28 protein-coding genes, 1 tRNA gene and 2 pseudogenes are annotated in these 26513 nt (G+C 42.1%); 10 read left to right on the forward strand and 21 right to left on the reverse strand.

What is annotated here, in order from left to right; genetic code table 11:
• The first annotated feature begins 77 nt into the window (after positions 1-77).
• The 4 genes from PR761_RS09735 to PR761_RS09750 all read left to right on the forward strand — a co-directional run bounded on the left by PR761_RS09735 (position 78) and on the right by PR761_RS09750 (position 5609).
• On the forward strand, positions 78-2822 hold the full coding sequence (locus PR761_RS09735) for a fimbria/pilus outer membrane usher protein (protein WP_154610971.1): 2745 nt from the start codon (positions 78-80) through the stop codon (positions 2820-2822).
• A gap of 18 nt (positions 2823-2840) precedes the next feature.
• Positions 2841-3956 carry a hypothetical protein gene (locus PR761_RS09740; protein WP_006813965.1) on the forward strand — a complete coding sequence of 372 codons (1116 nt, stop codon included), beginning with the start codon at positions 2841-2843 and terminating at the stop codon, positions 3954-3956.
• Between the two features lie 68 nt (positions 3957-4024).
• A complete protein-coding gene (locus PR761_RS09745) occupies positions 4025-5146 on the forward strand; it encodes an SPOR domain-containing protein (protein WP_230083573.1) in 1122 nt (373 codons plus the stop codon).
• Positions 5147-5246: 100 nt separating this feature from the next.
• On the forward strand, positions 5247-5609 hold the full coding sequence (locus PR761_RS09750; protein ID WP_039854928.1) for a YibL family ribosome-associated protein: 363 nt from the start codon (positions 5247-5249) through the stop codon (positions 5607-5609).
• A gap of 340 nt (positions 5610-5949) precedes the next feature.
• Here PR761_RS09750 and PR761_RS09755 read toward each other — a convergent pair whose 3' ends face one another.
• The 13 genes and pseudogenes from PR761_RS09755 to PR761_RS09815 all read right to left on the reverse strand — a co-directional run bounded on the left by PR761_RS09755 (position 5950) and on the right by PR761_RS09815 (position 14860).
• Positions 5950-6306: a DUF7079 family protein gene (locus tag PR761_RS09755; protein WP_148449423.1), complete on the reverse strand. Its 357-nt coding sequence runs from the start codon at positions 6304-6306 to the stop codon at positions 5950-5952.
• 20 nt (positions 6307-6326) lie between these two features.
• Positions 6327-6518 (reverse strand): annotated as a pseudogene (locus PR761_RS09760) (hydroxyacid dehydrogenase); the annotation flags it as partial.
• A 441-nt stretch (positions 6519-6959) separates the two neighbouring features.
• Positions 6960-7652 carry a toll/interleukin-1 receptor domain-containing protein gene (locus tag PR761_RS09765; RefSeq protein ID WP_154610970.1) on the reverse strand — a complete coding sequence of 231 codons (693 nt, stop codon included), beginning with the start codon at positions 7650-7652 and terminating at the stop codon, positions 6960-6962.
• A 285-nt stretch (positions 7653-7937) separates the two neighbouring features.
• Positions 7938-8981 carry a virulence RhuM family protein gene (locus tag PR761_RS09770; protein WP_154610969.1) on the reverse strand — a complete coding sequence of 348 codons (1044 nt, stop codon included), beginning with the start codon at positions 8979-8981 and terminating at the stop codon, positions 7938-7940.
• 97 nt (positions 8982-9078) lie between these two features.
• Positions 9079-9528 (reverse strand): IrmA family protein, encoded by a 450-nt coding sequence (locus PR761_RS09775; protein WP_154610968.1) that lies wholly within the window; start codon positions 9526-9528, stop codon positions 9079-9081.
• Positions 9529-9592: 64 nt separating this feature from the next.
• Positions 9593-10081 carry a hypothetical protein gene (locus PR761_RS09780; RefSeq protein ID WP_132496407.1) on the reverse strand — a complete coding sequence of 163 codons (489 nt, stop codon included), beginning with the start codon at positions 10079-10081 and terminating at the stop codon, positions 9593-9595.
• 155 nt (positions 10082-10236) lie between these two features.
• The gene (locus PR761_RS09785; protein WP_154610967.1) at positions 10237-10704 is read right to left on the reverse strand and encodes a hypothetical protein; all 468 of its coding nucleotides are present in this window, start codon (positions 10702-10704) and stop codon (positions 10237-10239) included.
• 4 nt (positions 10705-10708) lie between these two features.
• Positions 10709-10894, reverse strand: a complete 186-nt coding sequence (locus PR761_RS09790; protein ID WP_068908467.1) for a hypothetical protein — start codon at positions 10892-10894, stop codon at positions 10709-10711.
• Positions 10891-11598: a helix-turn-helix transcriptional regulator gene (locus PR761_RS09795; protein ID WP_154610966.1), complete on the reverse strand. Its 708-nt coding sequence runs from the start codon at positions 11596-11598 to the stop codon at positions 10891-10893. The genes PR761_RS09790 and PR761_RS09795 overlap by 4 nt, the downstream gene beginning before the upstream one ends.
• 213 nt (positions 11599-11811) lie before the next feature.
• Entirely contained in the window at positions 11812-12648 is an 837-nt protein-coding gene (locus PR761_RS09800) for a DUF932 domain-containing protein (protein ID WP_154610965.1), read from the reverse strand.
• Between the two features lie 14 nt (positions 12649-12662).
• On the reverse strand, positions 12663-13088 hold the full coding sequence (locus PR761_RS09805; RefSeq protein ID WP_068908472.1) for an antirestriction protein: 426 nt from the start codon (positions 13086-13088) through the stop codon (positions 12663-12665).
• Positions 13089-13179: 91 nt separating this feature from the next.
• Entirely contained in the window at positions 13180-14043 is an 864-nt protein-coding gene (locus PR761_RS09810; RefSeq protein ID WP_154610964.1) for a GTPase family protein, read from the reverse strand.
• A 52-nt stretch (positions 14044-14095) separates the two neighbouring features.
• A complete protein-coding gene (locus PR761_RS09815) occupies positions 14096-14860 on the reverse strand; it encodes a hypothetical protein (RefSeq protein ID WP_230083572.1) in 765 nt (254 codons plus the stop codon).
• 490 nt (positions 14861-15350) lie between these two features.
• On the opposite strand from PR761_RS09815, the gene PR761_RS09820 reads away from it, so the two are divergent.
• From PR761_RS09820 to PR761_RS17160, 4 genes and pseudogenes are all read left to right on the forward strand, one after another.
• Positions 15351-15938, forward strand: coding sequence for an inovirus Gp2 family protein (locus PR761_RS09820; RefSeq protein WP_154610963.1), 588 nt, complete (start codon positions 15351-15353; stop codon positions 15936-15938).
• Between the two features lie 104 nt (positions 15939-16042).
• Complete coding sequence (locus PR761_RS09825; RefSeq protein WP_154610962.1) at positions 16043-16252, forward strand: helix-turn-helix transcriptional regulator; 210 nt, start codon at positions 16043-16045, stop codon at positions 16250-16252.
• A 62-nt stretch (positions 16253-16314) separates the two neighbouring features.
• Positions 16315-16464: a hypothetical protein gene (locus tag PR761_RS09830; RefSeq protein WP_154610961.1), complete on the forward strand. Its 150-nt coding sequence runs from the start codon at positions 16315-16317 to the stop codon at positions 16462-16464.
• A 107-nt stretch (positions 16465-16571) separates the two neighbouring features.
• Positions 16572-17053: pseudogene (locus tag PR761_RS17160) on the forward strand (integrase core domain-containing protein); the annotation flags it as partial.
• A gap of 119 nt (positions 17054-17172) precedes the next feature.
• On the opposite strand, the gene PR761_RS17165 reads toward PR761_RS17160, so the two are convergent.
• The 8 genes from PR761_RS17165 to PR761_RS09865 form a co-directional block, all read right to left on the reverse strand.
• Positions 17173-17385: a KTSC domain-containing protein gene (locus PR761_RS17165; protein ID WP_154610960.1), complete on the reverse strand. Its 213-nt coding sequence runs from the start codon at positions 17383-17385 to the stop codon at positions 17173-17175.
• Positions 17386-17401: 16 nt separating this feature from the next.
• On the reverse strand, positions 17402-19162 hold the full coding sequence (locus tag PR761_RS09835) for an ATP-binding protein (RefSeq protein WP_154610959.1): 1761 nt from the start codon (positions 19160-19162) through the stop codon (positions 17402-17404).
• Positions 19152-20345: an SIR2 family protein gene (locus PR761_RS09840; RefSeq protein ID WP_154610958.1), complete on the reverse strand. Its 1194-nt coding sequence runs from the start codon at positions 20343-20345 to the stop codon at positions 19152-19154. The genes PR761_RS09835 and PR761_RS09840 overlap by 11 nt, the downstream gene beginning before the upstream one ends.
• A 5-nt stretch (positions 20346-20350) precedes the next feature.
• Positions 20351-20818 (reverse strand): hypothetical protein, encoded by a 468-nt coding sequence (locus tag PR761_RS09845; protein WP_195848290.1) that lies wholly within the window; start codon positions 20816-20818, stop codon positions 20351-20353.
• Between the two features lie 46 nt (positions 20819-20864).
• Entirely contained in the window at positions 20865-21422 is a 558-nt protein-coding gene (locus tag PR761_RS09850) for an SLATT domain-containing protein (protein ID WP_230083571.1), read from the reverse strand.
• Positions 21423-21485: 63 nt separating this feature from the next.
• Positions 21486-22688, reverse strand: coding sequence for a tyrosine-type recombinase/integrase (locus tag PR761_RS09855; protein WP_154610957.1), 1203 nt, complete (start codon positions 22686-22688; stop codon positions 21486-21488).
• The gene (locus PR761_RS09860) at positions 22675-23124 is read right to left on the reverse strand and encodes an Arm DNA-binding domain-containing protein (RefSeq protein WP_154610956.1); all 450 of its coding nucleotides are present in this window, start codon (positions 23122-23124) and stop codon (positions 22675-22677) included. Before PR761_RS09860 ends, PR761_RS09855 begins: the two co-directional genes overlap by 14 nt.
• A gap of 154 nt (positions 23125-23278) precedes the next feature.
• Positions 23279-23373 (reverse strand) — tRNA-Sec (locus tag PR761_RS09865).
• A 286-nt stretch (positions 23374-23659) separates the two neighbouring features.
• Here PR761_RS09865 and prlC point away from each other — a divergent pair.
• Together prlC and rsmJ are read left to right on the forward strand one after the other, a co-directional pair.
• Positions 23660-25702, forward strand: coding sequence for an oligopeptidase A (gene prlC, locus PR761_RS09870; RefSeq protein ID WP_154610955.1), 2043 nt, complete (start codon positions 23660-23662; stop codon positions 25700-25702).
• Positions 25695-26465: a 16S rRNA (guanine(1516)-N(2))-methyltransferase RsmJ gene (rsmJ, locus tag PR761_RS09875; RefSeq protein WP_039854665.1), complete on the forward strand. Its 771-nt coding sequence runs from the start codon at positions 25695-25697 to the stop codon at positions 26463-26465. The genes prlC and rsmJ overlap by 8 nt, the downstream gene beginning before the upstream one ends.
• Positions 26466-26513: the final 48 nt, after the last annotated feature.

Genomic DNA, 26513 nt, shown 5'->3' on the forward strand with positions numbered 1-26513 from the left:
ACTATACAGATAAACAAATTCACCCGATGCTCATAAGCAACGGGGGGGTTCTTGCATTCGCAAGATAAAGGAAGACCATGAAGAAAGCCCATAAAATTGCGGGACATCAGCCAAAAATTCCCTTTTTCCGTTATCACCCGCTGGCGTGTTTATTGCTATTTGCAATAGCCCCAACACAAGCAGAAGATTACTTTGACCCCAGTTTTTTAGGGGTGGTTGGTGAAAACACAAACGTGGATTTATCCGCCTTCTCACAAGCCGGTGGCGTTGCCGAAGGGGAATACACCGTTTCCGTTTTTGTTAACCAACAAGATGTGGGGCAATTCACACTCAATTTTATCAAAAATGCCCAAGGTGAGATTGCGCCTGAATTAACCCCTGCACAGTTAGATACTTTTGGTGTCAATGTGCCGCAAATTCCCGTACTGAAAGACTTACCCAATGACGAATTTATTTCAGATCTCGGGGCATTGATCCCGCAAGCAACAACGCGATTAGATTTATCACGCTTGCGATTAAACATCAGCGTGCCGCAAGTGGCGATGCAATCTCAAGTCAATCGTAATGCAGATCCTTCATTGTGGGATGATGGTATTCCCGCATTAATGGCAAACTATAACGTCAGCGCAGGTCGCACAACGAGCCGTTATGATCACGGCAAAAAAAACCAAAATACTAACATATTTGCTTCCGCACGATTGGGCGCTAATGCGGGACCGTGGCGTCTACGCAGTAACCTCACACACTCTCGTTTCGAATACAGTGGGAGCGGTAATCAATCCGCCACAACCAATACCCAAACCTACTTTTCAAATACCACGCTATCACGGGATATTCGTGCATTGCGCTCAACATTGTTAGTCGGTGAAAGCAGTACGGGCAGTGATGTGTTTGATGGCGTTCCCTTTAAGGGCGTGCAGCTGACCTCCAACGAGCAGATGTTGCCAAGCCAATTACGCGGCTATGCTCCAGCAATTAGTGGCGTTGCCAACAGTAATGCCCGCGTCACTATTCGCCAAAATGGCAATATCGTGTATGAGGCCTATGTGGCACCGGGACCCTTTTATATCAATGATATCCAGCAAGCGGGGTTATCTGGAGATTACGACGTCACGGTCACGGAAGCTGATGGTTCAGAACGCCAGTTTGTGGTGCCTTATTCATCCCTTCCCGTTATGTTACGCCCGGGAGGTTGGAAATATGAAATTGCCTCTGGTCGTTATGATGGCGGCTTAACCACGAGCTCCCGTCGCTCTGACTTTATTCTCGGTACCGCCGTTTATGGACTGCATAACGATGTCACGGTGTATGGCGGTGCTTTGCTGGCAAAAGATTATCAATCACTGAGTGCAGGAGCTGGGGTCTCTTTAGGGGACTTCGGTGCCGTCTCCACTGACGTCACTCACTCATCCGCAAAATTTACTTACTCTAACCAAGTTGCCAGCTCCAGTGAGCGAAAAACTGGGCAATCCTACCGTATCCGTTACTCAAAAAGCTTAATGGCAACAGGCACGTCGGTGGATTTAACCGCATTACGTTACTCCACGGAGCATTTCTATAATTTCAGTGAATTTAACAGCCAAGGTTATCGCCTTGAGGATGGTCTCAGCCCATGGACTTTGCAGCGTCGTCGTAGCAGCTTCCAAACCCAACTCAGCCAACAGATGCAACAGTATGGCTCACTGCATTTTCGCGCTAATCGTGATGATTACTGGGGTAGCAGCCGAACCTTAACAGGCTTATCCATGGGCTACAGCAACAGCTTTAAAGGGATCAGTTATGGTGTGAATTACAATATCGACCGCGTAAAAGACAGCCACAATAACTGGCCGGAAAACCGCCAGCTCTCCTTTAACTTAAGCGTGCCGTTTAGTGTGTTTACCCAAAACCGTGATTTACAGTCGATTTATGCCACCTATTCCATGAGCCAAGACCAAAATGGTCGCACACAAAATAATAGCGGTCTCAGCGGCAACATGATGGATGGCAAGCTGTCTTATGGCGCGTCACAAAGCTGGGGAAATAAAGGGCAAATTGCGAACACCAACCTGAATGCCGGCTATCAAGGCAACAAAGGCAGCGTCAGTGCAGGTTATAGCTATAGCAATAATTCCCAGTCAATCAATATGAACGCCAGCGGTGGTGCTTTGCTGCATTCCGAGGGGCTAACCTTAAGCCGCTCCATGGGGGATTCTGTCGCGCTGATCAGTGCGCCGGGTGCCGAGGGTGTCAGTGTTAATGGCGGAACTGCCGTGACCGATTGGCGAGGCTATGCTGTGGCGCCTTATCTGTCCGACTATAACAAAAACAGCATTGGCTTAGACCCAAGTACGCTACCTGAAAACGTCGATTTACCGCAATCCAATACCAACGTTTACCCAACCAAAGGCGCGGTGGTGAAAGCGAATTTTCGTACCCGTATCGGCTACCAAGTGTTAATGACCTTAAAACAAGGTGCCAAATATGTGCCATTTGGGGCGATTGCCACCTTAACGTCCGATAACAGCGCTGAAAATATTAGCAGCATTGTCGGGGATGCAGGGCAGGTGTACCTCACGGGATTACCCGAAACGGGGGAATTGTTGGTGAAATGGGGGGAAGCTGCCGCACAACAATGTCAGGTGAGTTTTGATTTGCGCTATGTTGACATCTCTGCAGACATGCCAATTCGTCAAGTGACCTATACCTGCGGTACTGAAAGTAGAGCTGAAGTGGTGTTACCTGCGAAAGAACCCGTTAGCTTTGCTTCAGAGATACAGACATTAGATGACCTAGCGAATGAAGAAAAATCTCCATTTTCACAATGGACAAACTTTGGGTAATAAAAGGATTAATAAAATATGAAATATTATTTTTATAAATTGATTGGGAGTATTTGTTTCTTTTTGCTAGGTCAGCCTCACGCTTTATCTCTTAGCGGACCTTCTGGTGAATATGATATAGGCGATGGTTTAGTATGGAGCGATGCTGTTAATGATACATATCGTTCAGCAACAGGTTGGGGGTACCAAACTTTGATGGATCAAAGCTGTTTTGCCTTTAATATTCGTAGTACAGATAATAATACGGTTTTTAATAGTGCAAGTACAACATATACATCCTCAGATGGTAAATATACGGGATTAAAGATTGCTGAAGACATCCTTTTTATTGTAAAGGATGCTACAGCCAATACCTCTGGAGGAGGAGGGCAAAATGGTGGAGCCACGTTTAATTCTTATGGAAAGACGACTGCTACCGGTAGCGCAGTGATCCAAAAGTCTCCATTTACATATTGTGTTACAGGGACATCTTATAATAGTTTTCCTAACCCGATGGGGGCAGGAAGAAGTCTCTCTTTTAATGGGACGGTGGCTATTTATGTGGGGCCTAATGCACAGTCAGGGAAGTATAGCATCCCTGCTTTTTATGCTGGCCTATACATGGAAACAGGGATCCCCCTTTCCTCAGCAGGATATATTACAGTAAAAACGCCGTTATCTTGCTCTATTTCTACACCACCTACGATTGATTTCGGCAAGGTCAATGTTTGGGATTGGGAAGGTAATACCTCTGGTACACCAGGGGGGAATCGTAAGGATGTTTTAGGGGTGGTTGATGGCAATTTTTCCATAAATTGTACTGGTAATAATAACGTTGTTACTCCCGCTAAATTAACACTTACGGGAACACTTCAAACATACTCGAACGACTTAAAAATGACGATGGATGCCACTGGTGAGGTTGCTCCTGCAACTGTACGAGCCTCAATTAAATCAATAACTTCTCCCTGTAATATATCTGGGACCCATTTTGGTTCTGGCGGCCTGACCCCACCATCAAATGAAGTTGATTTAGGCGTGCTCACTACCGGTTCACACCAAGTGCCTTACCGTTTTAGCCTCTGTGCGCTTGGGGAAGGTTTTAAATCTGGCGCCGCTTCTGCCACTGCCACCGTCACCATTGATTGGGAATAACCTACCTAGCTGCTTAGTGGTTTTAACAACAAACCACTAAGTTTTTATAATCCAAAGATAAGAATCTCATGATATTTACTCACCACCACTGGTCTTTCCCATTATTGCTAATGGGAATTTCGCTTCTATTGTGCCGCCCTGCACTTTCAGTCACATCGCCAACATCCTTAGAGCAAATTCACGACCTCGGCGTGCAATCCATCAATGGAGATGGCGTGCCTATCGATCTCGCCAAAGGGCGTTACTATATTCAGCAATCCGCATTGCAGGGTTACCCTCTCGGTCAATACCATTTGGGAATTCTGTTTTTCACTGGTGAAGGCGGCCCTCAAAACTCAGTCTGTGCAACGTGGTGGCTGGAAAAAGCCATCGACGCGAATAATGAAGTGCGTGAAAGAGCGCAACAAGCCTTGAATGACATTCAGGAAGATATCGTTATCACAACAAAAGTCGTTGATGAACAACGTTGCCAACAATATTCATACAACTTAATCAGTTTACCTATTGCCAAGCCTGCTCAAACAGAACCGCAAGTTAACGCTATCGAACTCTCCGCCGAGGAAAATCATGCGCTACTGGAAGCTTTAAAAAACCGCCAACCGCACCGGATTTATACCACATTGCGTCGACTGCAAAATGCGCTGACTAAAATATGGCAACCTATTGCCGAGCACCGTGAACGCCTGATGCTAGCCGCTGCACATAAAGCTCATACTCAGCAACAAACTATACCAGCAGAGAACAAAACCGTTTCTGACGAACCGACTGAAGTGATCATTCCCCTTGTATTACCACCGTCAGAACAAAAAGGTAAAACTGAACGGGTAGAATCGATGTCAATCGACATGCCTAGCAAACCCATAGAAGAGACGATCCCAGCAACGAAAAACGCCTCTGTACATACTAATTTAGGCGGCGATATTCGCTCTGCTGCTCCTCGCCATTACACATTACAATTAGGCAGTGCGGGCAGTGCTGAAGGGCTTTATGACCGCGCTCGTCGACATAAATTGAGCAATTATTTGGTGTATGAGGCCATCAGAAATGGTCAACAATGGTATGTTTTGGTGTATGGAGAGTATCCAACGATGAGTGCAGCCAAACAGGCCTTAATAGCACTGCCGCGGGGTCTACAAAAAGATAAACCTTGGGTCCGTAGCCTAAAACACGTTCAATCTGAATTGCACTAAACCTATTTTATGGGATCGTTTCAAAATCGTATCCCTTTCCCCCTCTAATCCAGAATGATGTATACTTGCCAGCAGGAAATTTATTCACGGTTAAATAATGATGAAAGAAACTGAAAAAACACAAATCAAAACGCTTAGCGACCGCTTAGACCTTGTTCGTCACCAGATGGCAAGTATGCAGCTGACGAACGAAGCAGAAAAGTACGCAGAGCTTGAGAAAGAAAAAGCGACACTGGAAGTTGAAATCGCTCGCGTGAAGGAAACTCGTAACAAGAAGCTCAGCAAAGAAGCACAAAAGTTGATGGATATGCCATTCAAGCGCCCGATCACGAAGAAAGAGCAAGCGGATATGGGCAAGCTGAAGAAATCCGTACGAGGCCTCGTTATTGTCCACCCCATGACGGCATTAGGTCGCGAAATGGAGCTGGATGCTATGACAGGTTTTTCTAAAACTGATTTCTAGTTAGAAAATCAACCTAACTAAAAATTTATCATGACCGACTAATACTGGCAGGTTCTTAATCTCCTTTACGTTATTATGAACTGTCAGTCATTAGCCCCAATATTTGCTGTGTCCGCAGTTGTTTGGTAAAACCGAATCTTCAACTAACCCCCTCAGTAAATACCTGACTAATATGCTCGCTGAGCGTGGCTTTACCCTAAAGTTCACAAATCATGGTTTGAGACAACCACAACGTTTCGTATTCAAAGCGGCATTCGACTATATTCTCCGCATCACTTAGCAACAGAAAAAACGTGGTTTTTAATGGTAGTAAATACCAACTTTTATAGAGAGAAATCAGCTAATCTTGCAAAAAACACATTAATTCTTGCCACTCTGGCTTAAGTCTATTTTTGAAATATAACGTACAGAGATCTCTTTTAAATTTACCAAATATGCTTTGCTCTTTATTTTTCAATATACCAATATCTTCCCATAATTCATCCGCATCAAAATAAGTCCATACCGAAGGTACAGGAGATAACAGATTACAGTAACAAATAGGAGCAACATACCGACACAGCATGACTTGAACATACTCAACGGGAAAATGTTTTGCGACTGAGGCGATATATTGATAATCCACCCGATTGTCCACAAATATGTCGGATAATGCCGCACAGAGGTCTTTGTCTGTAAACAGTTGACTTGTATTCACCACATCACTTCTTTTGCTTACTTGTTTTCAGTAAAAATATTGCTGATATGCTCACTAATCGTGGCTTTAGCTTTACCGTAAAGCTCACAAATCCAGGATTGAGATAACCACAGCGTATCGGATTCAAAGCGGCATTCGACGCGAGCCTGACCATCAACACTACGAAATAAAACAAATTCACCCTGTGGTGCTTCCGGAAGATTTTCACTCATCAAATTGCCCCCCAATTTACGTGCTAAGAATAAATTATGACCAACAATATACTATGTCACCACAAAAGATAAGGCTGACAAAAATAGCCATATTCTCCGCATCACTTAGCGGCAAAAAAAAACGCTATTTGTGATGGTCGTAAATACCAACAAACATTCGCAAATTAGGACAAGCTCTAGAGAATTGGATTGATTAATTAACAAGAAGTTTTTGAGACGTGACGAAAGAAGCAAATCGTGGCGATCACAGGAGTCGCATTTAATGGGTAATAGTGTTGATATTAAATGAGTTTGCTGAGTTGGATAAATAGCAGTGCCCCCATTTATGCCCCCAGATTGGTTTTTGAGGTGGAGATAACTAAATAGTAGTAGGACAAAATTAAAGCTAACTTTGAGTTAAGGGATGAGCTTTCGCCCTCTCCCTCGGATAACTTTGAGTAATTAGACTGCAACCAATTCAGCGAGCTTAACTGCAATATCTGACATTTGCTCTTCTGCTGTACTTAATCCGCTCCGAGAGCCTAACAATGGGCTAACATCGCGAAGTGCGTCATATGTAGTATTGTGTACAATAGGGACGAGCAGATCGCGTGCTAATAACGCAGAAAGTTCTTTATCAGCAATACCCTCACCTTGGAGGCGTTTTAGTAGTGCTGGGGTCACTAGTACAATCCCGACGCGCGACTTCACAAGCCCCTTATCTATTTCGCGAAGTAATGACGAACCAAGAAGGACATCTTTCTCACTGAACCATACCGAAACACCGCACGATTCAAGTAAATCATGCAGCTCTTTGGCTGCGCCTTTCCGATCATCCCATGCATGGCAAAGAAAGACATCCCGAAGATCGGGTACAGACACTCTCTTCTCAACGTTTTCTCGTACTGGTGTGAGAGTCCGAACCTGGGCTGGTGTATACACTACAGATGAACCTGCTTTCGACCAACTCGGTCTTGAGCTACTGCTGGAGCTACTGCTGGAACTTCCACCACCACTGTTTGGTGAGAAATATGACGGGCGGTAATTTTCGTTGCGATAGCTACTACGATAGCCACCGCGAGCACTGCATGCGGGACATTCTGCTGCTGCAGCTGCTGAACGATGTCCGCGTACTGGCGCTGTACATCTAGCCATGTTGAAATTCTCCTTTCAAACGTGATTACGCTTATTTAATCAAACGCTAACAATTAATTGAATTTCAATAAATCAGAACTATCAGCGTCGACTGCTATAACTATAAATACGGTTATAACCCAAATAATCATCTGATACAACTGAACGATATACAGTAGATTTTTATTTAAAATTTTTAAGAATACGCAAAATATATTACCAACTATTAGATTAAACTTCATCCAAACCAGCAACAATGCTATGCAGTGACCTTTGTTTGTAAACCGTCTACTTGTATTCACCACACTACTTCTTTTGCTTACCTTTTTTCAGTAAATCTTTCAGCGCCGCAATATTCACCCTCGCCCCTTCAGCTTCTTTTAACTGTCGACGTTTTTGTGCATAGATATCAAATATCTCTTTCGCTTTTTCATCAGCAGCTTTCTTACTAATCCCACCAGCGCCTTGCAATACGTCACGGTCATTAAAACTTAAAAACTGATCCAACTTAGTATCCCAGTCCTGTAAGAAAACTTGCTTACGGCGCAGTGCTTGATCTTCGGCAAAGTCGAGCCACATATTGACAATACGGTTTAATTCTTTGAGCTCATTTTCACGCAGATAATTCTTCGCAACCGTCACATCCGTTTTACGAACTTCGTCCGACTTATAGCTGGTTAATCCCATATCCGGCTGACTAGCATCTGCCCGACTAACAATAAGCTCAGCGGCAGTCATACCCGTACAAGCAAAATGCAGTTTGTTTTGGATGGTTTGGAAAAAACGATTGGTTTCTTTATTCGAGGGTTCATAATCCGCTGCCATGGTGAAGATCTCTTTCACTCGTAAATACACGCGCCACTCACTGGCACGAATATCACGGATGCGTTCGAGCATCTCATCAAAGTAATCCGGCACCACTGTCTGACCGACAGGCGGATTCTTCAGCCGCTCATCGTCCATCACAAACCCTTTGATTAGGTACTGCTCCAGCGTTTGCGTTGCCCACTGGCGAAATTGTGTGCCGCGAACTGAACGGACACGGTAACCAACAGCAAGAATGGCGGGTAAACTATAGTGGTCTATCTCTCTGGAAACCTGACGATTTCCCTCTAATCGAACTATCCGGAATTTCCGGATGGTTGCGTTTTGAGCAAGTTCCCCCTCAGAAAAAATATTAATAAGGTGCTCGTTAATTGTACGAACGTCTTTTCCATACAGCTCAGCAATTGATGATTGAGATAACCACAGAGTATCAGACTCAAAGCGGCATTCGACGTGAGTCTGACCATCTTCACTGCGGAACAAAACAAATTCGCCCTGTGGTGCTTCAGGAAGATTATCGCTCATTACATTGCCCCCCGCTTTACTGGTAGTAATCTCAACCAAATGAAAATCAATGCTACCAATATACCCTGAAAAATAAATGTTAAAATACTTAAATCAATTAGTTGCCTGCTACCGACATCTTCGCCAACTCTGGATTATTAGCCTGAAAGATCGATAGTGGTAATTCAACTTTATGTCCATTTTGATCTTCTACTGCTTTAATTACTTGAAACTCAGCAACATCTTCACAAGGAATTTCTAACCCTGTGAATGAGGCTCGGGTTGCGCTAGAATCACCAAAAGGTTCCACTTCCAGTACCGTATCCCCTAATACTTTTCCTTGTCCATCTTTCATTCGCAGCGTTAGTTCAAGTGCACCAAACTCCGCGTGGTCTAACACCATATGGTTACCGCCATTATCAAGGGTAAATGAGTAGCCACAGTAACCTTGGTTAATAAAATTTGAGCTCGTATGTGTGATGCTAGCATAACGCTGTTGTTCTTCAGCCAAACTAAATGCACTCACTGCCAATAGTCCTATCGCAAATAGGCTTTTTATCTTATTCATTACGTTACCTTTTGTTATCTTATATCGTCCTCGCTACTGCAAGTAACGGTAGCGAGAATGTTATTTATTGTTGATTGGTTTGCAACCCACCTTTTGTACGGTCTTTTTCTTTCCAACGTGGACGTTTTTTGCCTGATAATTCTTTTTGTTGGTTCCAATAACCAATCGGGTAGCGTTTGACGATCGTACCGTTGACGCCAATATCAACTGACGAATATTGCCCGTTACTAATGTATCCTTTTTGGACATATGCATTGGGGCTACAAGTGCCCGTATCGCGTTGTTGCCAGTTTCCATCTGTTCTTGCCACGATATAAAAATCACCAAATGCGCAGCCCGAAGCGGATTTATGATTCAGTACAGCAACATAGTGCTTGGTTGAGCCCACAATCTTACAAGTACTATTTTGGCTTCCACATACTTGCCATAACGTTTTACCACCATCCCCTTTATATTCCCAAATGGTATCTTTGGGCGGTTGACTGGCAGCGTAGGCTTGTGACGTAATAAAACACAATGAAGCTAAAGCGGTTACAACTAAATATTTTTTCATTTTAAATTCCTTTAAACATAAATAGAGACGTCAACATTGACGCAAAATGAACACCGTCTAATGGGTGCTTAGTTTTCCCTGATATGGCGTATTCGGTGGTTGTCTGGTGAATTGTGAATAAGGCATCCACAATAAATTGCTGACCATTCTTAATGTTATGGCTGGCTGGGTAGTCGTACTGAAACCCAGTGACGAATTCGCCTATGAAGATAAAAAGCGATACCACAGGCAATGAGTAACTCAATCAGCAATATCGTTGTAGCGACACCTTCACCAAAACCGAATAGCCAATCGGATGTCATGACAACCAATATGCTTGATAGGCCTAAACCGATAATGATAGAAGTGATGATGGCAACTAATCTCGGGTTGAAACGGATTTTATAATCAATCCCCTTAAAGGCACTCAAAACCCATAAACCCAATTGAGCCAAGAGTTGCGGGATAATCAAAGCCAAGAGATATAAAACGAAGTAGGTCAATATGATCCCATACGGATTCATGATGAGGGCAATAAGCTGGAAATGTGTTAGCAATACGCCAGTGATCCAAAGGCATAACAAAATACTAATAACGATAGCTATTCGTTCTAAACCCAGTTGTAAGTGTGAAACGGTTTTCATATTTTCAGGCTTCCTTATGTGATGATGAATTCACGGCGTAATGGTTATTTTGGATAGACATGACCCATTCGTGGCCACAATCACGACACATCCAGCCTGAGCCCCATGCAATGATGTCTTGCTCAGAAGAACAGTGAGGGCAATGTGTTGGATGCGTTGAGTATGCTGCTGGTATGTTTAATAAAGTCATGATGAACTCTTTTCGTTATATGATGGAAAAGGGGTAAGTAATTGCGATATCAATCGAAAATGAGGTAATGCCGCGATAAAACTGTTCTGTTGTGATAACTGAATAACGTCATTTCGTGGGGTAAACGTGGTATTAAGCGGTTGAACTTGTTGAATATCGTCTAGCAAAAACACATGAATTTGTTGATGATATTCCGCCAGCAAGTACCATTGCCCTTCACGGTAAATCAGTTGGTATGGGTAAAGCGGGTTAAAGCGACGTTCAAGTGTCAACAGATTGATTGCATGTCGCCCGATGATGGCATACACCAATTGATAGAAATGGTCGGCATGTAAAGCGGAAATCTTATGCGCGTGATGCCAAATCAAACAGGGGGCATGGGGCTGCTGTGTTAACAGTAAATTTAACAAGCGGCTGTCTAACCCCGGAAAAAGTCGGGTCATCCCGATTTGTTTCACAAAGGTAAGAATGTCTTTATCGCGAAAGGCGTTCAGTATATTCATCGGTAGACGATAAGTGCCTTGCCGACCTTCCACACCGAGATAGGCAAGGCGTTCACGTAAATCCCGCTGTAAGGTGCGTTCTGACACATTGAACTCTTTGGTTAAATCAACGAGCACGAGATTTTCTCCCGCCATTAAGCGAGCAATCAGCGCAGAGAGTCGCACTGCCATGCGGTCATATTTTCGGTTGGTCTGAAACATAACGTATTGCTCTCAATAATAGACATTAAGAAATTACAAGAGTGAAGGAGTTTAACTTAGGGGGGTGACAGGTTATGTCTGTTGGGAAAAATTCTCATTTAGCTATTTGATGATAAATAGCTCATGCTAATAAATTGATAAATAATATTATGATGTTTATTTAGACAATGAGGAAAACGGAGTACGACGACACAACCTGTCGGGGCGGGATAATTAGTTAGGCTGGCGGGGAGCGAGTTGGTTAAATAATGTATCTGCCATTACCCATAGCGCTTTATTGAGTTTGATATCACCATCGATGCCATTCACTGCTCGAGTGCGGGAACGTTTACCTTTTGCCGTTCTGCCTGATAATCCACCTTTAATCAGATTTTCTTGTAAACGTTGGTACACTGTCCAGAGGTCTTCTTTCTTATCCTCAAAACGTCGAGGCTGTAGAATTTGCTCTCGCGTTACCGGTTGGAACTCTTCGCCAAAGCGGTAGGTCAACGCTGCTTCAGCAAAGGCTTGCTGGGCTGGTGGGAGTAATAATAACGACTGCATACTTTCGCGTTTTTCTGCCACTTGCTCAAAGGTATCTAATACCTCATACGCCCCTTCAATGACTTTACTCACCACATCTCCTTTGTGAGGGACCCGCACTTCCCCCAATACATCGCCGTAAATCAGCCCATTTGCACAGACTTGACGAAATAATCCCGGCAGCATTTGATAGCTACTCGAACCATCATGGCTATTGAGTAAGATGATTTCAGGGACTTGGTTCCCCGTGATTTGGTCATGACGGCGTAATCGAAGCATATGTTTGGTGTGCTCTCGGCGGCGGATATCACGAACGCGAGTTTGACACGCAAAAAAGGGCTGGAAGCCTTCTCGTTGCAGGCTTTCTAACAGCGAGGCGGTCGAGATGTAAGTGTATTTTTCACTGCGTGAAGCGTGTTTTTCTTCGGAGAAAATACTGGGTACAGTGCGAAATAATTCTTCAATAGTGAGTGGGCGGTCACGACGAATACTGTTAGCTGTGCCAAAGCGAGATGCTAATAAACTCATGATAAGACTCCGGATTAATCAATAAAATGGAAAATGGCAGCAGACTCGGCATGCTGTAAGGCATACTCACGCAACTGATAAAAGCGGTCGCACATTACTTCGCTTTCGGTTTTAAACGACCAAATGCTGTACAGAATAAGACACACGGCAATCCCGGCAGCTTGTTGGCTCATCACCGCTTCGTTGCCGTTGTGGGGATTGAACAGCGTTAGAGTCTCATCTGAGATATCCGGGTAGATAAATGTACCGCCATTACTGAGCGTACCGTACTCCCAATAGCCCCCATGATAATCATCGCAAAACTGTCCCATCGTCGTGAATATTACCACTTCAAAGGTGGTCCAGCCTTTCACTCTACCAAAGTGGTTGAGCCAAAAATCAAGGCGTTGTTCATCAGGAACGAGTGTCATTGTGATAGTGCATTCGGTTGAATTATTCATAAGTTGAGTCTCCAATAAAAAGAAATAAAAAAGCGCCAATCCCATAAAGGACTGGCGCTGATTATGAACAATAATGAGTTAACGTAAGTGGTTAAAAGAACACGCTCCACAGGGATTTAGCGACGGATACGAGGCTGTTTTTGACGGTGCTAATCGTATTTTTTATTAGCGGTGCGAGCGGAAGAATATCGATTAAGGTATCAACAATGTCACTGATACATTGCCCAAAATCATTACGTGCCGAAGTTTCTATAGAGGCAGTTCGATAAGTGGTATTCAGCTGCCTAGTGACTCCGCTACTGGCTTTCGCTGGTAGCGCCAGTATGAGCTGTTCGGCTAATTCAGTGAGTTGATAGTTTTCGACCGCAGACACGACCATCACCGGGTGATGGGGCTTAAATGTCGTTATCACGGCTTGTTGCTTTAATATCAAATTATCGGATTGTTCAGAGGATGGCTGGTGGATCAACGCATCCCACTGGCGACAGGGCTCCATCTTGTCGGCTTGGTTCAATACAAACAGGAAACGCTCAAGCTGATAACCGCATTGTTCGGTAAGGAAGTGATAGCACTGTTCATCCGAAGACCACGCTCTATCATCGGCTTTGAGTACCCAGATGATTAAATCCAATTCAGGCAATAAGTTACGGTATAGCGAGTGGTACTCGCTATCTCGCTCAAGGCTTTCTCCCACACCGGGTAAATCAATAAAGGTAAGTGTGTAGTTGTTCATAGTCATATTGAAGCGCTGAGCTTGCCGTGTGCAGCCAGAGGTATCGCTCACAGGCGATAGTGAGGACTGGAATAGTGCGTTGATTAAGCTTGATTTTCCCGCCCCAGTTTTACCCATAAAGCCAACGGTGGGGGAGTAGTTGATAAGCTTATTCAAATGAAATAAAAACGCATCCTTAGCTCCTTTCGGAAGAAAAGAAAAATGACTTTCGAGTTCCTTCATCATTGCAACCTTAATATGTGTTAAGTTCACATTGATAATATATATTTGAAATTTATTTCATTTTTTCATACTCATCAATAATGAAACTATTCAACCATTCCGACGCGGGCACGCCATAATTAAGGGCTAACTCTGTCAATTTAGTTTTTGCCTCTGCTGAAAGTTGGATTTCTTTCGGTGATTTTTTTGGCCTTACCGAACCTTTTGATTGGCTAATTTTTCTGTGTTTTCGCTCATTTCGAGCTAAGAGTAATTTTTTATAACGGTTATCTCTTTCCTCTTGAGATGATGGATTCCATAAATAAAACCCCGTCAGAATATAAAGATAAAGCTCTTCATTATCTTGATACTCCGTCTTATCAATTACTTTACTCTTGACCAGATAGTCATAAACCCACTCACAGGTTTTATTATCAGATACTTTTAACCAATCAAAATATTTGTAGTTAGATTTTATTTTAATGAATTTATTTCTTAAGTAATAAAGCATGTGATGAATACCCCAAGCATATTCATCATATTGGAAAATAAGAAGTTTATTATACATAAAGCTGGTGTACTCAGTACTTTCAATATATCTGCCTTCATGACTTTTGGGTTCAAACAAAAATGTCTTATCAGAAATAACGTTCTTAGCTGAGTTTATTGCATGGCTCAAATCAGCATGAAGAGTAAAGTTCCCTGAAAAAACTCGGGCTTTATGAAAATAAAAATTACTGGCTGAAGGACTCTTCAATATACGCCAAACGAGATAGCAAAAAATTTTATTTTTCCTCATATAGCCATAAACTTCCTTCTCTAAATATGAATAATCCATCGCCATTGACACCTCATTTTTATAACTTTTAACATAATTAATTCATATTTTTATTATGAATAAAATTCTAATATAAAGCTAATTTTTACACCAATTTATTCGTGATTTTTACATGATATTGAATTCCTACCTTGGCGCTATTTTAATGGGTTTTACATAGATTATTAGGTTTTTCTTAGTACTATAATTTGCATTCACTGATAAGCACACTAAAAAACAATACTAATGTTGTAAAAGTGACGTTGTTATCCATTTCCCTTTAGCAAATTAATATCAGAGTACTTTCTAATGAGATGACTCACCGAATCCTTGATGCGTCAGACTTCTGTGTACAAAAACGACGCTGGTATAGTTATATATATTTACTATATTAAATCGAGTAAGTATGGCATTTCATTGACCTAAAAATCCCCCTAGCAATCTTGACTAACCTACCTATTTTTTACATCCATCGAACTAGATATGACTTAAAAACCTTAAGGAATAAATCATGTCTAGCTATACCTACAATGAGGACTATCTTCGTAAGATAGATCGTACTATCCGTAAATCTCTCCTAGCCTATAATCGTGTTACAGCCATTCGTGTAGATTTGCGTTTTCCATCATCGACAAATTGTTACCATGAAGATTCAACTGCTATAACTCGTTTCATTGAATCCCTAAAAGCCAAAATAGATGCCGGCCTAAAACGCAAAAATAAAGCATGGGATCGTAATTTTTCATGCCACTTATCTTATGTTTGGGTAAGAGAGTTTGGTGAGATCAGTTGTCGAAAACATTATCACTTATTGCTACTAGTCAATAAGGACGTCTATTGGAGACTAGGTGATTACACTAGAACAGACGGAACGCTCTATGCTTTACTAGAGCAAGCATGGTGTAGTGCTCTTGGTGTAAACTACCCTGCGGAGCGTTATTTAGTTCATATCCCAGACAACGCCGTTACTTGGCTAGATAATAATAAAGCCAACAATGAAAACTCTATTTTTGAATTAAACCAGCGCTGTAGCTACTTAGCCAAAGAACATACGAAATATTATGGTGATGGTGAGCGTTCATTTGGATGCAGCCGTTAATCTACCAATAAAAAACATGAGGGGGATATCTTTTGGAAGAGAGATATCCCTAAAAACTTATCGATATCCCTTCTGCCTTTAAACCTAAAGACAGAGGATTAAATATGCATACGCAATCTATTTCGTTATTAGACGACCAATTTGTTGATATAAAATTCATTACCTGTTTAACCGGATTATCCGACAAATGGTTTTATAAACTGATCAAAGATGGCGAGTTTCCGAAGCCAATCAAACTGGGTCGAAGCTCTCGCTGGCTGAAGAGTGAGATTGAAAACTGGTTGCAGGAGCGCATTGCCAAATCCAGAGCCTAATCATCACATCACTCCCCTTCCCGCACTAACCGCAATATCTAAATTACATCGGAAATTCAACTATGAAAAAGTATCATGTCCGCCATGAGGCATTACTACGCCATTACCAACACTGGTTGGATAGCTTTACTAAACTCGCCGTTTGTCAGGGAATGTGCCATCCCCTCATCAAGAATAGCCACCATCAGCTGGTGGCTGATATCGCCTTCTGATACCGGCAGTCGTTCCTGCATGTCTATACCGCTTAATACACGGTAAAACGCACCCTGAGCCATTATCGGTGCAATCTGATATAGATGTGAGCCTAGAGGTCGATATCCTGATGCAACGCACCGTCCTGCGGAAAGACTGCTGGCGGGAGCCGCTGGTACTGCACACAGATAATGGGGCAGCGATGAAATCACAGATATTACAGATGAAACTGCACGAGCTGAATATCACGCCATCCCACAGCAGACCGCAGTGAGTAATGACAATGCGTATGCGGAATCGCTGCTCCGGACACTGAAATATGTGCCGCAATGGCCGTCATTGGGGTTCAGAACGTTGTAGGACGTGCCAAAATGGGTGGAAAAATTTACCCGTTGGTATTATCACGAAACACACCGCTACAGCGGGATACGGTATGTGACCCCGACATAGCGCCATCGCGGGGAAGATCTCACATTACTGAAGCCACGTGATGCACTGTACAAGCGGACAAAAGAAGCGCGTCCAGAGCGATGATCAGGAAGAACACGAAACTGGCAACCGAAAGGCTCAGTAATACTGAATACGGAACGGGAAAAGCAGGCGACTTAAATCAACCAGGGGTAGCAACTATCTTTACACTTATCGCTTACCAGCTCCCGCATATTTTAGTAGTGACTACTGCCACCGAACTATATAACTATATAGTTCGGTGGCAGTTAATCCATAAGTTATCCCACTTGAGACTCTCGATAATTATTCTTTATGGAGCTATGAAAAAATTTACCGTGTGATTCCGCCCCATCAAATTCATACCAACTTGTAAGGGGAAAATCATGGTAATGCCATACTGCACCACTATTAAATTCAATCTCTAATGTAGAAATAGATTCGTCGTACCCGATACTCCGAATCATACTTGATGAAATACTTCTTCGTTCCATTTTTACGCTCCTTTGGTTATATTTTCTGTTCACGTATTTTAGTTACAACAATTTTATAATTATCAGTATCGAGAGAAAATGCTTTTGTCCAACATTCAATTAACTTTGGATCTTCACTTGTTGGCCTTGGGTGATTCAATTTCAATCGAACTCTAGATGGAATTTTTATAGCCTCACCTGAAATAACGGCCTCACCTATACGTAAAGATGAAAGAAGATCCATAAGACTATTTAGATTATCGGGGGCAGATGATTTCACTATAGATTGATCACTTGAATTGGTAAGCCTAAGAGCTATCAACGTACCAATTTGGGAAATTATAGTCTCTGACAATTCAGAGGGGCGTTGAGAAATGACTAGAGCTCCTACGCCAAATTTTCTACCCTCTTTAAATATTTTTTCAACTGCGGCTTTTGAATAATTACTCTTATCATTTTTCCCTAGATACGTATGAGCTTCCTCGAATGCCAAGAGCAGTGGTCTTTGCTTACCAGTATATGACTCTTTACGTCCCCAGAACATACTGTCGTAAACAAACCGCGTAATCAAACCTATGGTTATGTCTAGAACCTCAAATGGGACACCGCTAAGATCTAGTATTGTTAATCTCTGCTCACATCCTATCCAGTCAGCTAGTAAATCATGCAAATCTTTTTCAGAATCTGCCGTTTTATAATCCCCTGGATTGAATAGAAAGTCATATCTCGTATCTTTAAGACGAGAAAGTAATTTTTTCTCATAAGTAAAATACTCTGTATGCTTGGACTTATAAGGAGCAGCAGTACTCATTGAGTAAGGCTCAAATGTCGCAGGTGTCAATGTTTCTGCATCTCCAGAATTCTTTTCTTGAGCAGTTTTCTTAGTTTGTTCATCTTTCGTTGTAGAAGAAAATGATGCATTAAGATACCAATTCATCTCATGCCACAACCGCCTTGCACTAAAAGGGATTGGTGAATCTGCTGTAACAAGATCTCCATTAACAATACCAGCCTTTAAATTTATATTTTCCTTCTTTAGCTTAGTTACAAGGTCCCTCAGTAATCGATATTCTATTTTTTGTTCATCACGATGATCTGCCCCCACTAAAAAATATGCAAGCTCCTCAAATGTCATAAGCCAAAAAGGTATTACTAATGGAGACCCTGCCTCATTAATTCTAAGCACTTTGGCATCAGGAAATGCAGATGCATATTCACCGTGCGGGTCTACCAATATAATTCTTGAACCAACATAACCATGTAAAATAGATTTCAAAATACTGACAGTAGTATTGGATTTTCCGCTACCTGTTGAGCCTAAAATGCCACAGTGGCGTAAAATTAAATTATGAGTATCTACATAAACACCTAAGTTTTCAGATGAAGAATGTTTTCCAATTTCAATGGAGCCTACATCCTTTTCACCATAAATTTCAAATAAGTCGTGTTCAATTACAAGGTGTACTTCATCACCTATTGTAGGATAAGTACCCACTCCTTTTTCAAACTCACTGTCACCTATTTTTTCGCCAATCAATTGTACTGAAAGAAATTTTGAACTTACCCTATACTCATCATCGCTACTATCTGTGAATGGTCTGTCACTGACCGCAGCAACGATAGCGTAGATAGTAATATTTCCCATTGGCATTTTTACAAATGTGCCGATCTGGCCAATTTTATACAGTCGTCCATTTATTATTGGCGCAGCGGAAGGTATTTCTGATGAAACTTCTACCTCTACAGTGCTGGAATCCACACGAATAACCTTTCCTAAATATGTAGAATCAGTCTTCATTTATAGATACCTCAATCTCACTACTACGACCAGAATTGCCCACTAAGAACTCAACCAAATAATTAAAATCACCAAGCAAGAATTTTTCATCTTCGGCATTCCAAAAACTATCACATTTTTCTTTGTTTTTTAGCTCAGATTGGTCAAAGGACCATTTCCCTAACGTTCCGTTTATAATCGCAGTTGTTGGTCCGAATACAGATAGATTTAGATATCCTGCCGAAAGTGAATGCAATTTTTTAACTTCACTGTCTGTATAAAAAAAGACTACAACACTAAGCCTGTTGTTTTGCCTCAAGCAATTAAAAATAATTTCATTTATATGCTGATCTAAAAATGAGTATCCGGTAAAAATGAATAGAAGTTCACCACTTAGTAAATAGCTTTTAAGGCGGTCGAAGTAAACTAAAAAAGGTTGCCTACGAGATAGATCATATTTTTCTTTTGATGGGTAAATGACTATCTCATTTTTCTCTTCTTCAATTTTATCTATTTTCCCAAGACGTATAACTTTATGCGACTTCAGATTATCTCTTTTTTTCCAAAACCAGCTAAGAGAACCATGTATCTTCCATAATCGAATCCAGTTCTGAGTTAGATCATTTCTACGAACAAGTGTTTCGACACTTTCTTGCCAAAAAAATGGTTCATAAGAACCAACGAAACCGTCAAAATACGGCGCACGAATAGCTTCAAGGGACTTTTCTATTATCAGATCATAATTTGTAGTAAAAATCTCTTTTGAAAAATCTCGGTTTTGCATGTTTAACCACGCAAAAAATTTCTTTGGAGCAGTCAGATTAGCACTAACCTCTTTCTCCGTGATTAAATTATAAATGTTTTTACAAATTTCAATATCTAGTTCACGCGCGTTTATGCCAGAAACGCCAAGGAATTCTCTATCAGACCTTTCTTCAGTAATTTCGCGAATCCGTCTTATCTGATTAAGAATATCTTCAATGCTAATTGTTTCATCAGGCTTCGATAAGTCAGTTTTAATAACATTAAAATCATTCAACAATGATCCTGTTAATACACTTTCGACGTCAACAGTCAACTGAGATATATTTGGCAAACCTAAAGCACAGGAGGTACCGGCACCCATAAAGAAACCAATATTTTTAGCGTAGGATAGTTGACTTTTTAGCTCTCGAATTTCTTTAAGTAGATTTATTTCTTCCATAGCTTTTAATTCCCTATAATAATTTGTTGTATAACTTGCTCTCTGCTTAGAATAGTTCTTTTAAAATCATGGTTAGTATTACCTTTTTGAGGGGTTTCCGATTTTTTTAACCGAAAATAAGCAGCCCGAGAAACCTCCGCCTTTTCTAGAGTTATTTTTTCCGATTGCTTCTGATTGATAAGTTGTCTGATAAGTGCTGCTTTCGAGTACGGTCTCCGTCCAAATTTGACACCGGATGCCATCGCAACAATTCTGCCATCATTAATGCGTTCCAGATGCGTTCTCATTTTAAAACAAATATCCCCACCGATAGGCTTATTTATCTTTGTCGCTAACATCTCGTTTTTGTATTCATCATCTAAATCTTTTAATCGTAGCCAAAGAGTCGGAAATAAACCACTAGAAGCACCAGAACTGATAAGAAAATTCAGTTTACGCTGACAAATTCCGTTCAAATGTATACTTATTGCCATTTCAAGTTATTCCTCTTAGCACATATCTGACAAAATGTAATTTTTGTCAGATTATCAATAAGAAAAACATTATCATAAATAAAAATGTTATCAGATGGATGCCATAGCGGCATGTTCGAGTTGGATTATGTGGTGTTAATAAAGAGTCTTCAGACAGCTTATTCCACTCGTGGATAATGGAGTTAATGTTTTGCAATAGCTCACTATGTTGCATTAATTCCATTTGTTGTTTGACTTGGAGTTCTTCGATATCCCTAGCTAAATTAGCGTAGCGAGCCCCTGATGAACGATGCATTTCAGCTCTCTCACCAAATCTAGCTTGAGTTACTATTCCTGAAATAACTGCTGCGATACAGCCAACTAATATGACAATATGTTGAGTAGTTATATTCCAAAAAATAATTTTTTTTTGGTCGTGTATAAAAAACGAAAAAACCGTAACGAATACAGTAGAGTAAATAAGAACATAGCCAAGTAAATTAGATAATTCAAAGAGCCTCTCAGCTCTGTTATAATGCCCATCACGAGCATTTTTGCAGCGCTCTAGCCATGAATTCATCATGATATTAAACGGTGGTTCTGTATTTTTACTATCCTCTAACATCTTTTATGACCTTTTGGACTTAAAAATACATTCTATGAAATATTTCATAGTTTTAATATCCAGCTAAACCACAAAACTAGTATTTATATAACTCCCCTCCAACTCATCCATGTAATCCGCATACCACTGCATCATTTCCCTGCGCCCATCCATATACTGAGCATGGTTATACGTCCCACGAATCGCATTTTTATCGATATGCGCGAGCTGGGTTTCAATCCATGCTGAGTTATAGCCCTTCTCATGCAAAATCGTGCTCATCGCATGGCGGAAGCCGTGTCCTGTCAGCCTTCCTTTATACCCAAGCAACTCAATAACCTGATTTACGCTTTCCTTACTGATCGGCTTTCTATGGTCGTTACGGCCTATAAAGACAAGCTCATAATGCCCTGACAGTGGTTTGAGTGAATTAAATAACTCGATTACCTGTTTTGATAATGGTACGACATGCGGTCGCTTCATTTTCATCACTTCAGCAGGAATCTCCCAGATACCTTTTTCTAAATCAATATCCTGCCAGCGAGCGAAACGTAGCTCTTGTGTTCGTACAGCCGTGAGCAGAATAATTTTAGTCGCTGTTTTTGTGATCACACTACCTGTATAACCTGCTAAATCTTTTAGAAAATAAGGCAACTCTTCAGCGGTTAAGAATGGGAAATGTTGTTTCTTCGGAGGGGTAAGCGCTGAAGCCAGATCGGGTGCAGGGTTATATTCAGCTCGCCCTGTAATGATTGCGTACCTGTAGACCTCACCACAGCGCTGGCGGACTTTACGCATTTTCTCTAAGGCTCCACGCTTCTCCATTTTACGCAGGGTTTCCAGCAGCTCCAGAGGCTTAATTTCAGCGATAGGACGTTTACCAATATAAGGAAATATATCTTTTTCGAAGGTATCGATAATTTCATCACGGTAACGCAGTGACCAGCGATCAGCTTTTGATGTATGCCATTCACGGGCTACTGCTTCAAAGGTATTTTCAGCATTTGCTTGTTGAGTCGCTTTTGCTATTTTCTTTGCTTCAGCCGGATCACTTCCTGAAGCGAGTAGTTTTCTTGCTGCGTCTCTTTTTTCTCGTGCTTCCGCTAAAGTGACTTCGGGATAAACACCGAAGGCCAATCTCTTTTCTTTACCTAAGAAGCGGTATTTCATGCGCCAGTAGCGCGAACCGTTGATAGCGACTTCGATATACAATCCGGCACTATCTCCAAGTCGATAAACTTTTTCTTTGGGCTTCAATGTTCGCAATTTTGCGTCAGTCAGTGCCATGAGTTACTCCTGCATTTAAGAATAGACGCACTGCTTCCGTTTGTTCCGGTGTAAGTGCTAACTTACTATTTTTTAGTTTTATGGTTAACCCACCGTTATCAGAGAGCGAGAATTGAAAAACTTGTTTCGCTTTTTCGACTCGTTTACTTTCTCTGTCGATTGCTTTGTCTAAAGCGGGGTCATGACCTACACGCAATTTGCTCTTCGCTTCATCCCTTAACTGTATGGCCTGTTCAAGAGATGTATCGGGGTAGACACCAAAGGATAAGCTTTTTTCTTTTCCGTCGATTCGGTACTTCATACGCCAGTATTTAGCGTTATTAGGTTTCACTAACAGGTATAGCCCTTTACCCACAGAAAACTTGTAGGCCTTATCCTTAGCATCAAGTGATGCTATCTTTTGATTTGTAACTGTTTTTTCTATTTTTGGTGGCATGGGTTTTCTCCACAAAAATAAACATACCCAAACATGCCCCCATAAACTCATTGATAAACGTAGAGTCCAGTTGACAAGTGGAGACTATAAGTTGGCTTAATAGCTGGTATTATAAGGGATTAGTTGAGCTTTGTGGAGTTGAATTGAACTTGCGTGGCGGAAGATCACAGGAGTCGAACCTGCCCGGGACTGCTGGCAGCCCCAACTGGATTTGAAATCCAGCCGCCTCACCGGAGACGACGATCTTCCTCTACTTGGTAGGAGTTCGATTATAAACTGAATTATTTATTTTCCAAGGTATTGTAAGAACAACCATTCAAATTCTTGATACAAACCAATAACCCGTGCCACAATTTGTTAAACCGCAATAACAAAAAGCACAATTGTGATATTGAGCTTTGCATATCTGCCCCCATATACTTGCTTATATTCATAACGGTGCACTGATTTATTTAACGAATCATTCCACCTACTTTTATTGTCAGCACAGTAAGCCTTGGCCTTCGAGCGCAAGCCTGCATCAAGGATGTTTTTTATGACAAATTCATTATTGACCGATTCTGCACTACCACGTTTTTCAAGCATTGAACCTGCGCATATTTTTCCAGCCGTACAACACGTTTTAGGCGAATATCGCCAAACTGTTGAAAACCTACTGGCTGCCAATGACCAATACACTTGGGATAACCTGTGCCAACCATTAGAAGAAGCGAGCGATAAACTGTCCCGCGTTTGGTCTCCCGTTAGTCACCTGCATTCTGTCAAAAATAGCCCAGAACTGCGGGAAGCTTATGAACAATGTCTTCCTTTACTGTCTGAGTTCAGCACTTGGATGGGGCAACATGAGCCACTGTATCAAGCTTATAAATCCCTTAAAGAAGGCGATGAATTTAATAAGCTAACCCGAGCACAACAAAAATCAATTGAAAATACCCTGCGTGATTTTGAATTATCCGGCATCGGCCTGCCCGTTGAAAAACAGCAACGTTACGGCGAGATCGTAGCACGCTTGTCAGAAATCGCCTCTAAGTTCAGTAACAACGTGCTTGATGCGACCATGGGTTGGAGCAAGCTTATCAAAGATGAAAGCGAGCTAGCTGGAATGCCAGAAAGTGCTATTGCAGCCGCCAAAGCCATGGCTGAGTCCAAAGGTGAAGAAGGGTATTTACTCACACTGGATATGCCAAGCTACCTGCCTGTGATGACTTACGCGGATAACGCAGAATTGCGCCGCGAAATGAGCCAAGCCTACAGCACCCGTGCATCTGACCAAGGGCCAAATGCAGGTAAATGGGATAACAGCGAACTGATTGAAGAGTTAATGGCACTGCGCCATGAACTGGCTCAATTACTCGGTTTTAAAAACTTCGCAGAAAAATCTCTCGCTACCAAAATGGCTGAATCCCCAGAGCAAGTATTAAGCTTCCTGAATGGGTTAGCCGATCGCGCGCATCAACAAGGTAAAGACGAATTAGCAGATTTAACCGCCTTTGCTAAAGAGCATTATGGTGTCGATACCCTCGAATCTTGGGATCTCGCCTACTACAGCGAAAAACAAAAACAGCATAAATTCTCATTAAATGATGAGGAACTACGCCCTTATTTCCCGGAACAGCGCGTATTAAATGGGCTGTTTGAAGTGGTTCACCGTATCTATGGTTTAACCGCCAAAGAACGTCATGATGTTGAAACTTGGCATGATGATGTGCGTTTCTTTGAATTATATGATGATACCGACACACTACGTGGTAGCTTCTACCTCGATTTATATGCCCGTGAGAATAAACGTGGTGGCGCGTGGATGGATGACTGTGTTGGCCGCATGGTGCATAAAGATGGCACCCTACAGAATCCTGTCGCCTATTTGACTTGTAACTTCAATAAGCCTCTTGGTGATAAGCCTGCACTGTTTACTCACGATGAAGTCATTACGCTGTTCCATGAGTTTGGCCACGGTCTGCACCATATGCTGACCCAAATTGATGTTGCTGATGTTGCTGGCATTAACGGTGTTCCATGGGATGCCGTTGAGCTGCCAAGCCAATTTATGGAAAACTGGTGCTGGGAACCTGAAGCGCTGGAATTTATCTCCGGTCATTATGAAACAGGCGAACCACTGCCAACCGAAATGCTGAACAGCATGCTAGCGGCAAAAAACTACCAATCAGCAATGTTTGTCCTACGCCAACTAGAGTTCGGTCTGTTTGACTTCACGTTACATGCAGAATATGACCCAGCGAAAGGCGCACGCGTCATGCCAACCCTGTACGCTATTAAAGAGAAAGTTGCGGTTGTACCATCCCCTGAATGGAGCCGATTCCCTCATGCATTTAGCCATATTTTTGCTGGTGGCTACGCTGCGGGTTATTACAGCTATTTATGGGCGGATGTTTTGGCAGCTGATGCATTCTCGCGTTTCTCCGAAGAAGGTATTTTCAACCGTGAAACGGGTCAATCATTCCTCGATAATATTTTAAGTCGTGGCGGTTCAGAAGAACCAATGGCGCTGTTCGAGCGTTTCCGTGGCCGTAAACCAGAATTGGATGCGATGTTGAAGAGCTATGGCATTCATGGCTGATCACATTGCAATTCAATTAATCTGTGAAGAGGGTGCCGATGCCGGCACCCTATCCCAACTCGCTGAAAAATGGCAGTTAGTCCATACTCCAGATGCGCTAATGGCGCTGGTCTTAACGCCTGAAAATCTACAATTACGTAAAATGGATGAACCTAAATTAGGTGGCATTTTTGTGGATTTTGTTTCAGGGGCAATGGCACATCGGCGCAAATTTGGCGGCGGTAGAGGTGAAGCCGTTGCCAAAGCGGTTGGGATCAAAAAAGACTATTTACCGGATGTGATTGATGCTACAGCGGGTTTAGGGCGCGATGCGTTTGTGCTGGCAGCGCTGGGCTGTAAAGTCCGCATGCTAGAACGTCATCCTGTCGTCGCGGCACTGCTGGATGATGGCTTGCAACGCGGCTATCAGGATCTTGAAATTGGTCAATGGCTACAAGCACGTATGTCACTGATCCACGCGTCGAGTCTCCATGCATTAGCAGAAATTACAGATGCGCCAGACGTGATTTATCTCGATCCAATGTATCCACATCGGCAGAAGAGCGCGTTAGTGAAAAAGGAAATGCGGGTATTTCAGTCATTAGTGGGTGCCGATGATGATGCAGATTCTTTACTCGCTCCTGCAATCGCGTTGGCAAAACGCCGTGTTGTGGTTAAACGCCCTGATTATGCGGAACCTCTAGCGGGACAAAAAGCACCTTCCGCGGTTACGACTAAAAGCCATCGATTCGATATTTATCCATGCATTAAAAACAGTGATTAAAACGTAACGGCGAAGGGCGTTTTGTACAATTGGCAATAAACTTGTACT

Source organism: Providencia sp. PROV210 (assembly GCF_028479445.1).
Lineage (GTDB): Bacteria > Pseudomonadota > Gammaproteobacteria > Enterobacterales > Enterobacteriaceae > Providencia > Providencia rustigianii.

Coding starts and splice junctions, on each gene's coding strand:
- PR761_RS09735 (WP_154610971.1), top strand. CDS start 78: ATGAAGAAAGCCCATAAAATTGCGGGACATCAGCCAAAAATTCCCTTT.
- PR761_RS09740 (WP_006813965.1), top strand. CDS start 2,841: ATGAAATATTATTTTTATAAATTGATTGGGAGTATTTGTTTCTTTTTG.
- PR761_RS09745 (WP_230083573.1), top strand. CDS start 4,025: ATGATATTTACTCACCACCACTGGTCTTTCCCATTATTGCTAATGGGA.
- PR761_RS09750 (WP_039854928.1), top strand. CDS start 5,247: ATGAAAGAAACTGAAAAAACACAAATCAAAACGCTTAGCGACCGCTTA.
- PR761_RS09765 (WP_154610970.1), bottom strand. CDS start 7,652: ATGGCTAGATGTACAGCGCCAGTACGCGGACATCGTTCAGCAGCTGCA.
- PR761_RS09770 (WP_154610969.1), bottom strand. CDS start 8,981: ATGAGCGATAATCTTCCTGAAGCACCACAGGGCGAATTTGTTTTGTTC.
- PR761_RS09775 (WP_154610968.1), bottom strand. CDS start 9,528: ATGAATAAGATAAAAAGCCTATTTGCGATAGGACTATTGGCAGTGAGT.
- PR761_RS09780 (WP_132496407.1), bottom strand. CDS start 10,081: ATGAAAAAATATTTAGTTGTAACCGCTTTAGCTTCATTGTGTTTTATT.
- PR761_RS09785 (WP_154610967.1), bottom strand. CDS start 10,704: ATGAAAACCGTTTCACACTTACAACTGGGTTTAGAACGAATAGCTATC.
- PR761_RS09790 (WP_068908467.1), bottom strand. CDS start 10,894: ATGACTTTATTAAACATACCAGCAGCATACTCAACGCATCCAACACAT.
- PR761_RS09795 (WP_154610966.1), bottom strand. CDS start 11,598: ATGTTTCAGACCAACCGAAAATATGACCGCATGGCAGTGCGACTCTCT.
- PR761_RS09800 (WP_154610965.1), bottom strand. CDS start 12,648: ATGAGTTTATTAGCATCTCGCTTTGGCACAGCTAACAGTATTCGTCGT.
- PR761_RS09805 (WP_068908472.1), bottom strand. CDS start 13,088: ATGAATAATTCAACCGAATGCACTATCACAATGACACTCGTTCCTGAT.
- PR761_RS09810 (WP_154610964.1), bottom strand. CDS start 14,043: ATGAAGGAACTCGAAAGTCATTTTTCTTTTCTTCCGAAAGGAGCTAAG.
- PR761_RS09815 (WP_230083572.1), bottom strand. CDS start 14,860: ATGGATTATTCATATTTAGAGAAGGAAGTTTATGGCTATATGAGGAAA.
- PR761_RS09820 (WP_154610963.1), top strand. CDS start 15,351: ATGTCTAGCTATACCTACAATGAGGACTATCTTCGTAAGATAGATCGT.
- PR761_RS09825 (WP_154610962.1), top strand. CDS start 16,043: ATGCATACGCAATCTATTTCGTTATTAGACGACCAATTTGTTGATATA.
- PR761_RS09830 (WP_154610961.1), top strand. CDS start 16,315: ATGAAAAAGTATCATGTCCGCCATGAGGCATTACTACGCCATTACCAA.
- PR761_RS17165 (WP_154610960.1), bottom strand. CDS start 17,385: ATGGAACGAAGAAGTATTTCATCAAGTATGATTCGGAGTATCGGGTAC.
- PR761_RS09835 (WP_154610959.1), bottom strand. CDS start 19,162: ATGAAGACTGATTCTACATATTTAGGAAAGGTTATTCGTGTGGATTCC.
- PR761_RS09840 (WP_154610958.1), bottom strand. CDS start 20,345: ATGGAAGAAATAAATCTACTTAAAGAAATTCGAGAGCTAAAAAGTCAA.
- PR761_RS09845 (WP_195848290.1), bottom strand. CDS start 20,818: ATGGCAATAAGTATACATTTGAACGGAATTTGTCAGCGTAAACTGAAT.
- PR761_RS09850 (WP_230083571.1), bottom strand. CDS start 21,422: ATGTTAGAGGATAGTAAAAATACAGAACCACCGTTTAATATCATGATG.
- PR761_RS09855 (WP_154610957.1), bottom strand. CDS start 22,688: ATGGCACTGACTGACGCAAAATTGCGAACATTGAAGCCCAAAGAAAAA.
- PR761_RS09860 (WP_154610956.1), bottom strand. CDS start 23,124: ATGCCACCAAAAATAGAAAAAACAGTTACAAATCAAAAGATAGCATCA.
- prlC (WP_154610955.1), top strand. CDS start 23,660: ATGACAAATTCATTATTGACCGATTCTGCACTACCACGTTTTTCAAGC.
- rsmJ (WP_039854665.1), top strand. CDS start 25,695: ATGGCTGATCACATTGCAATTCAATTAATCTGTGAAGAGGGTGCCGAT.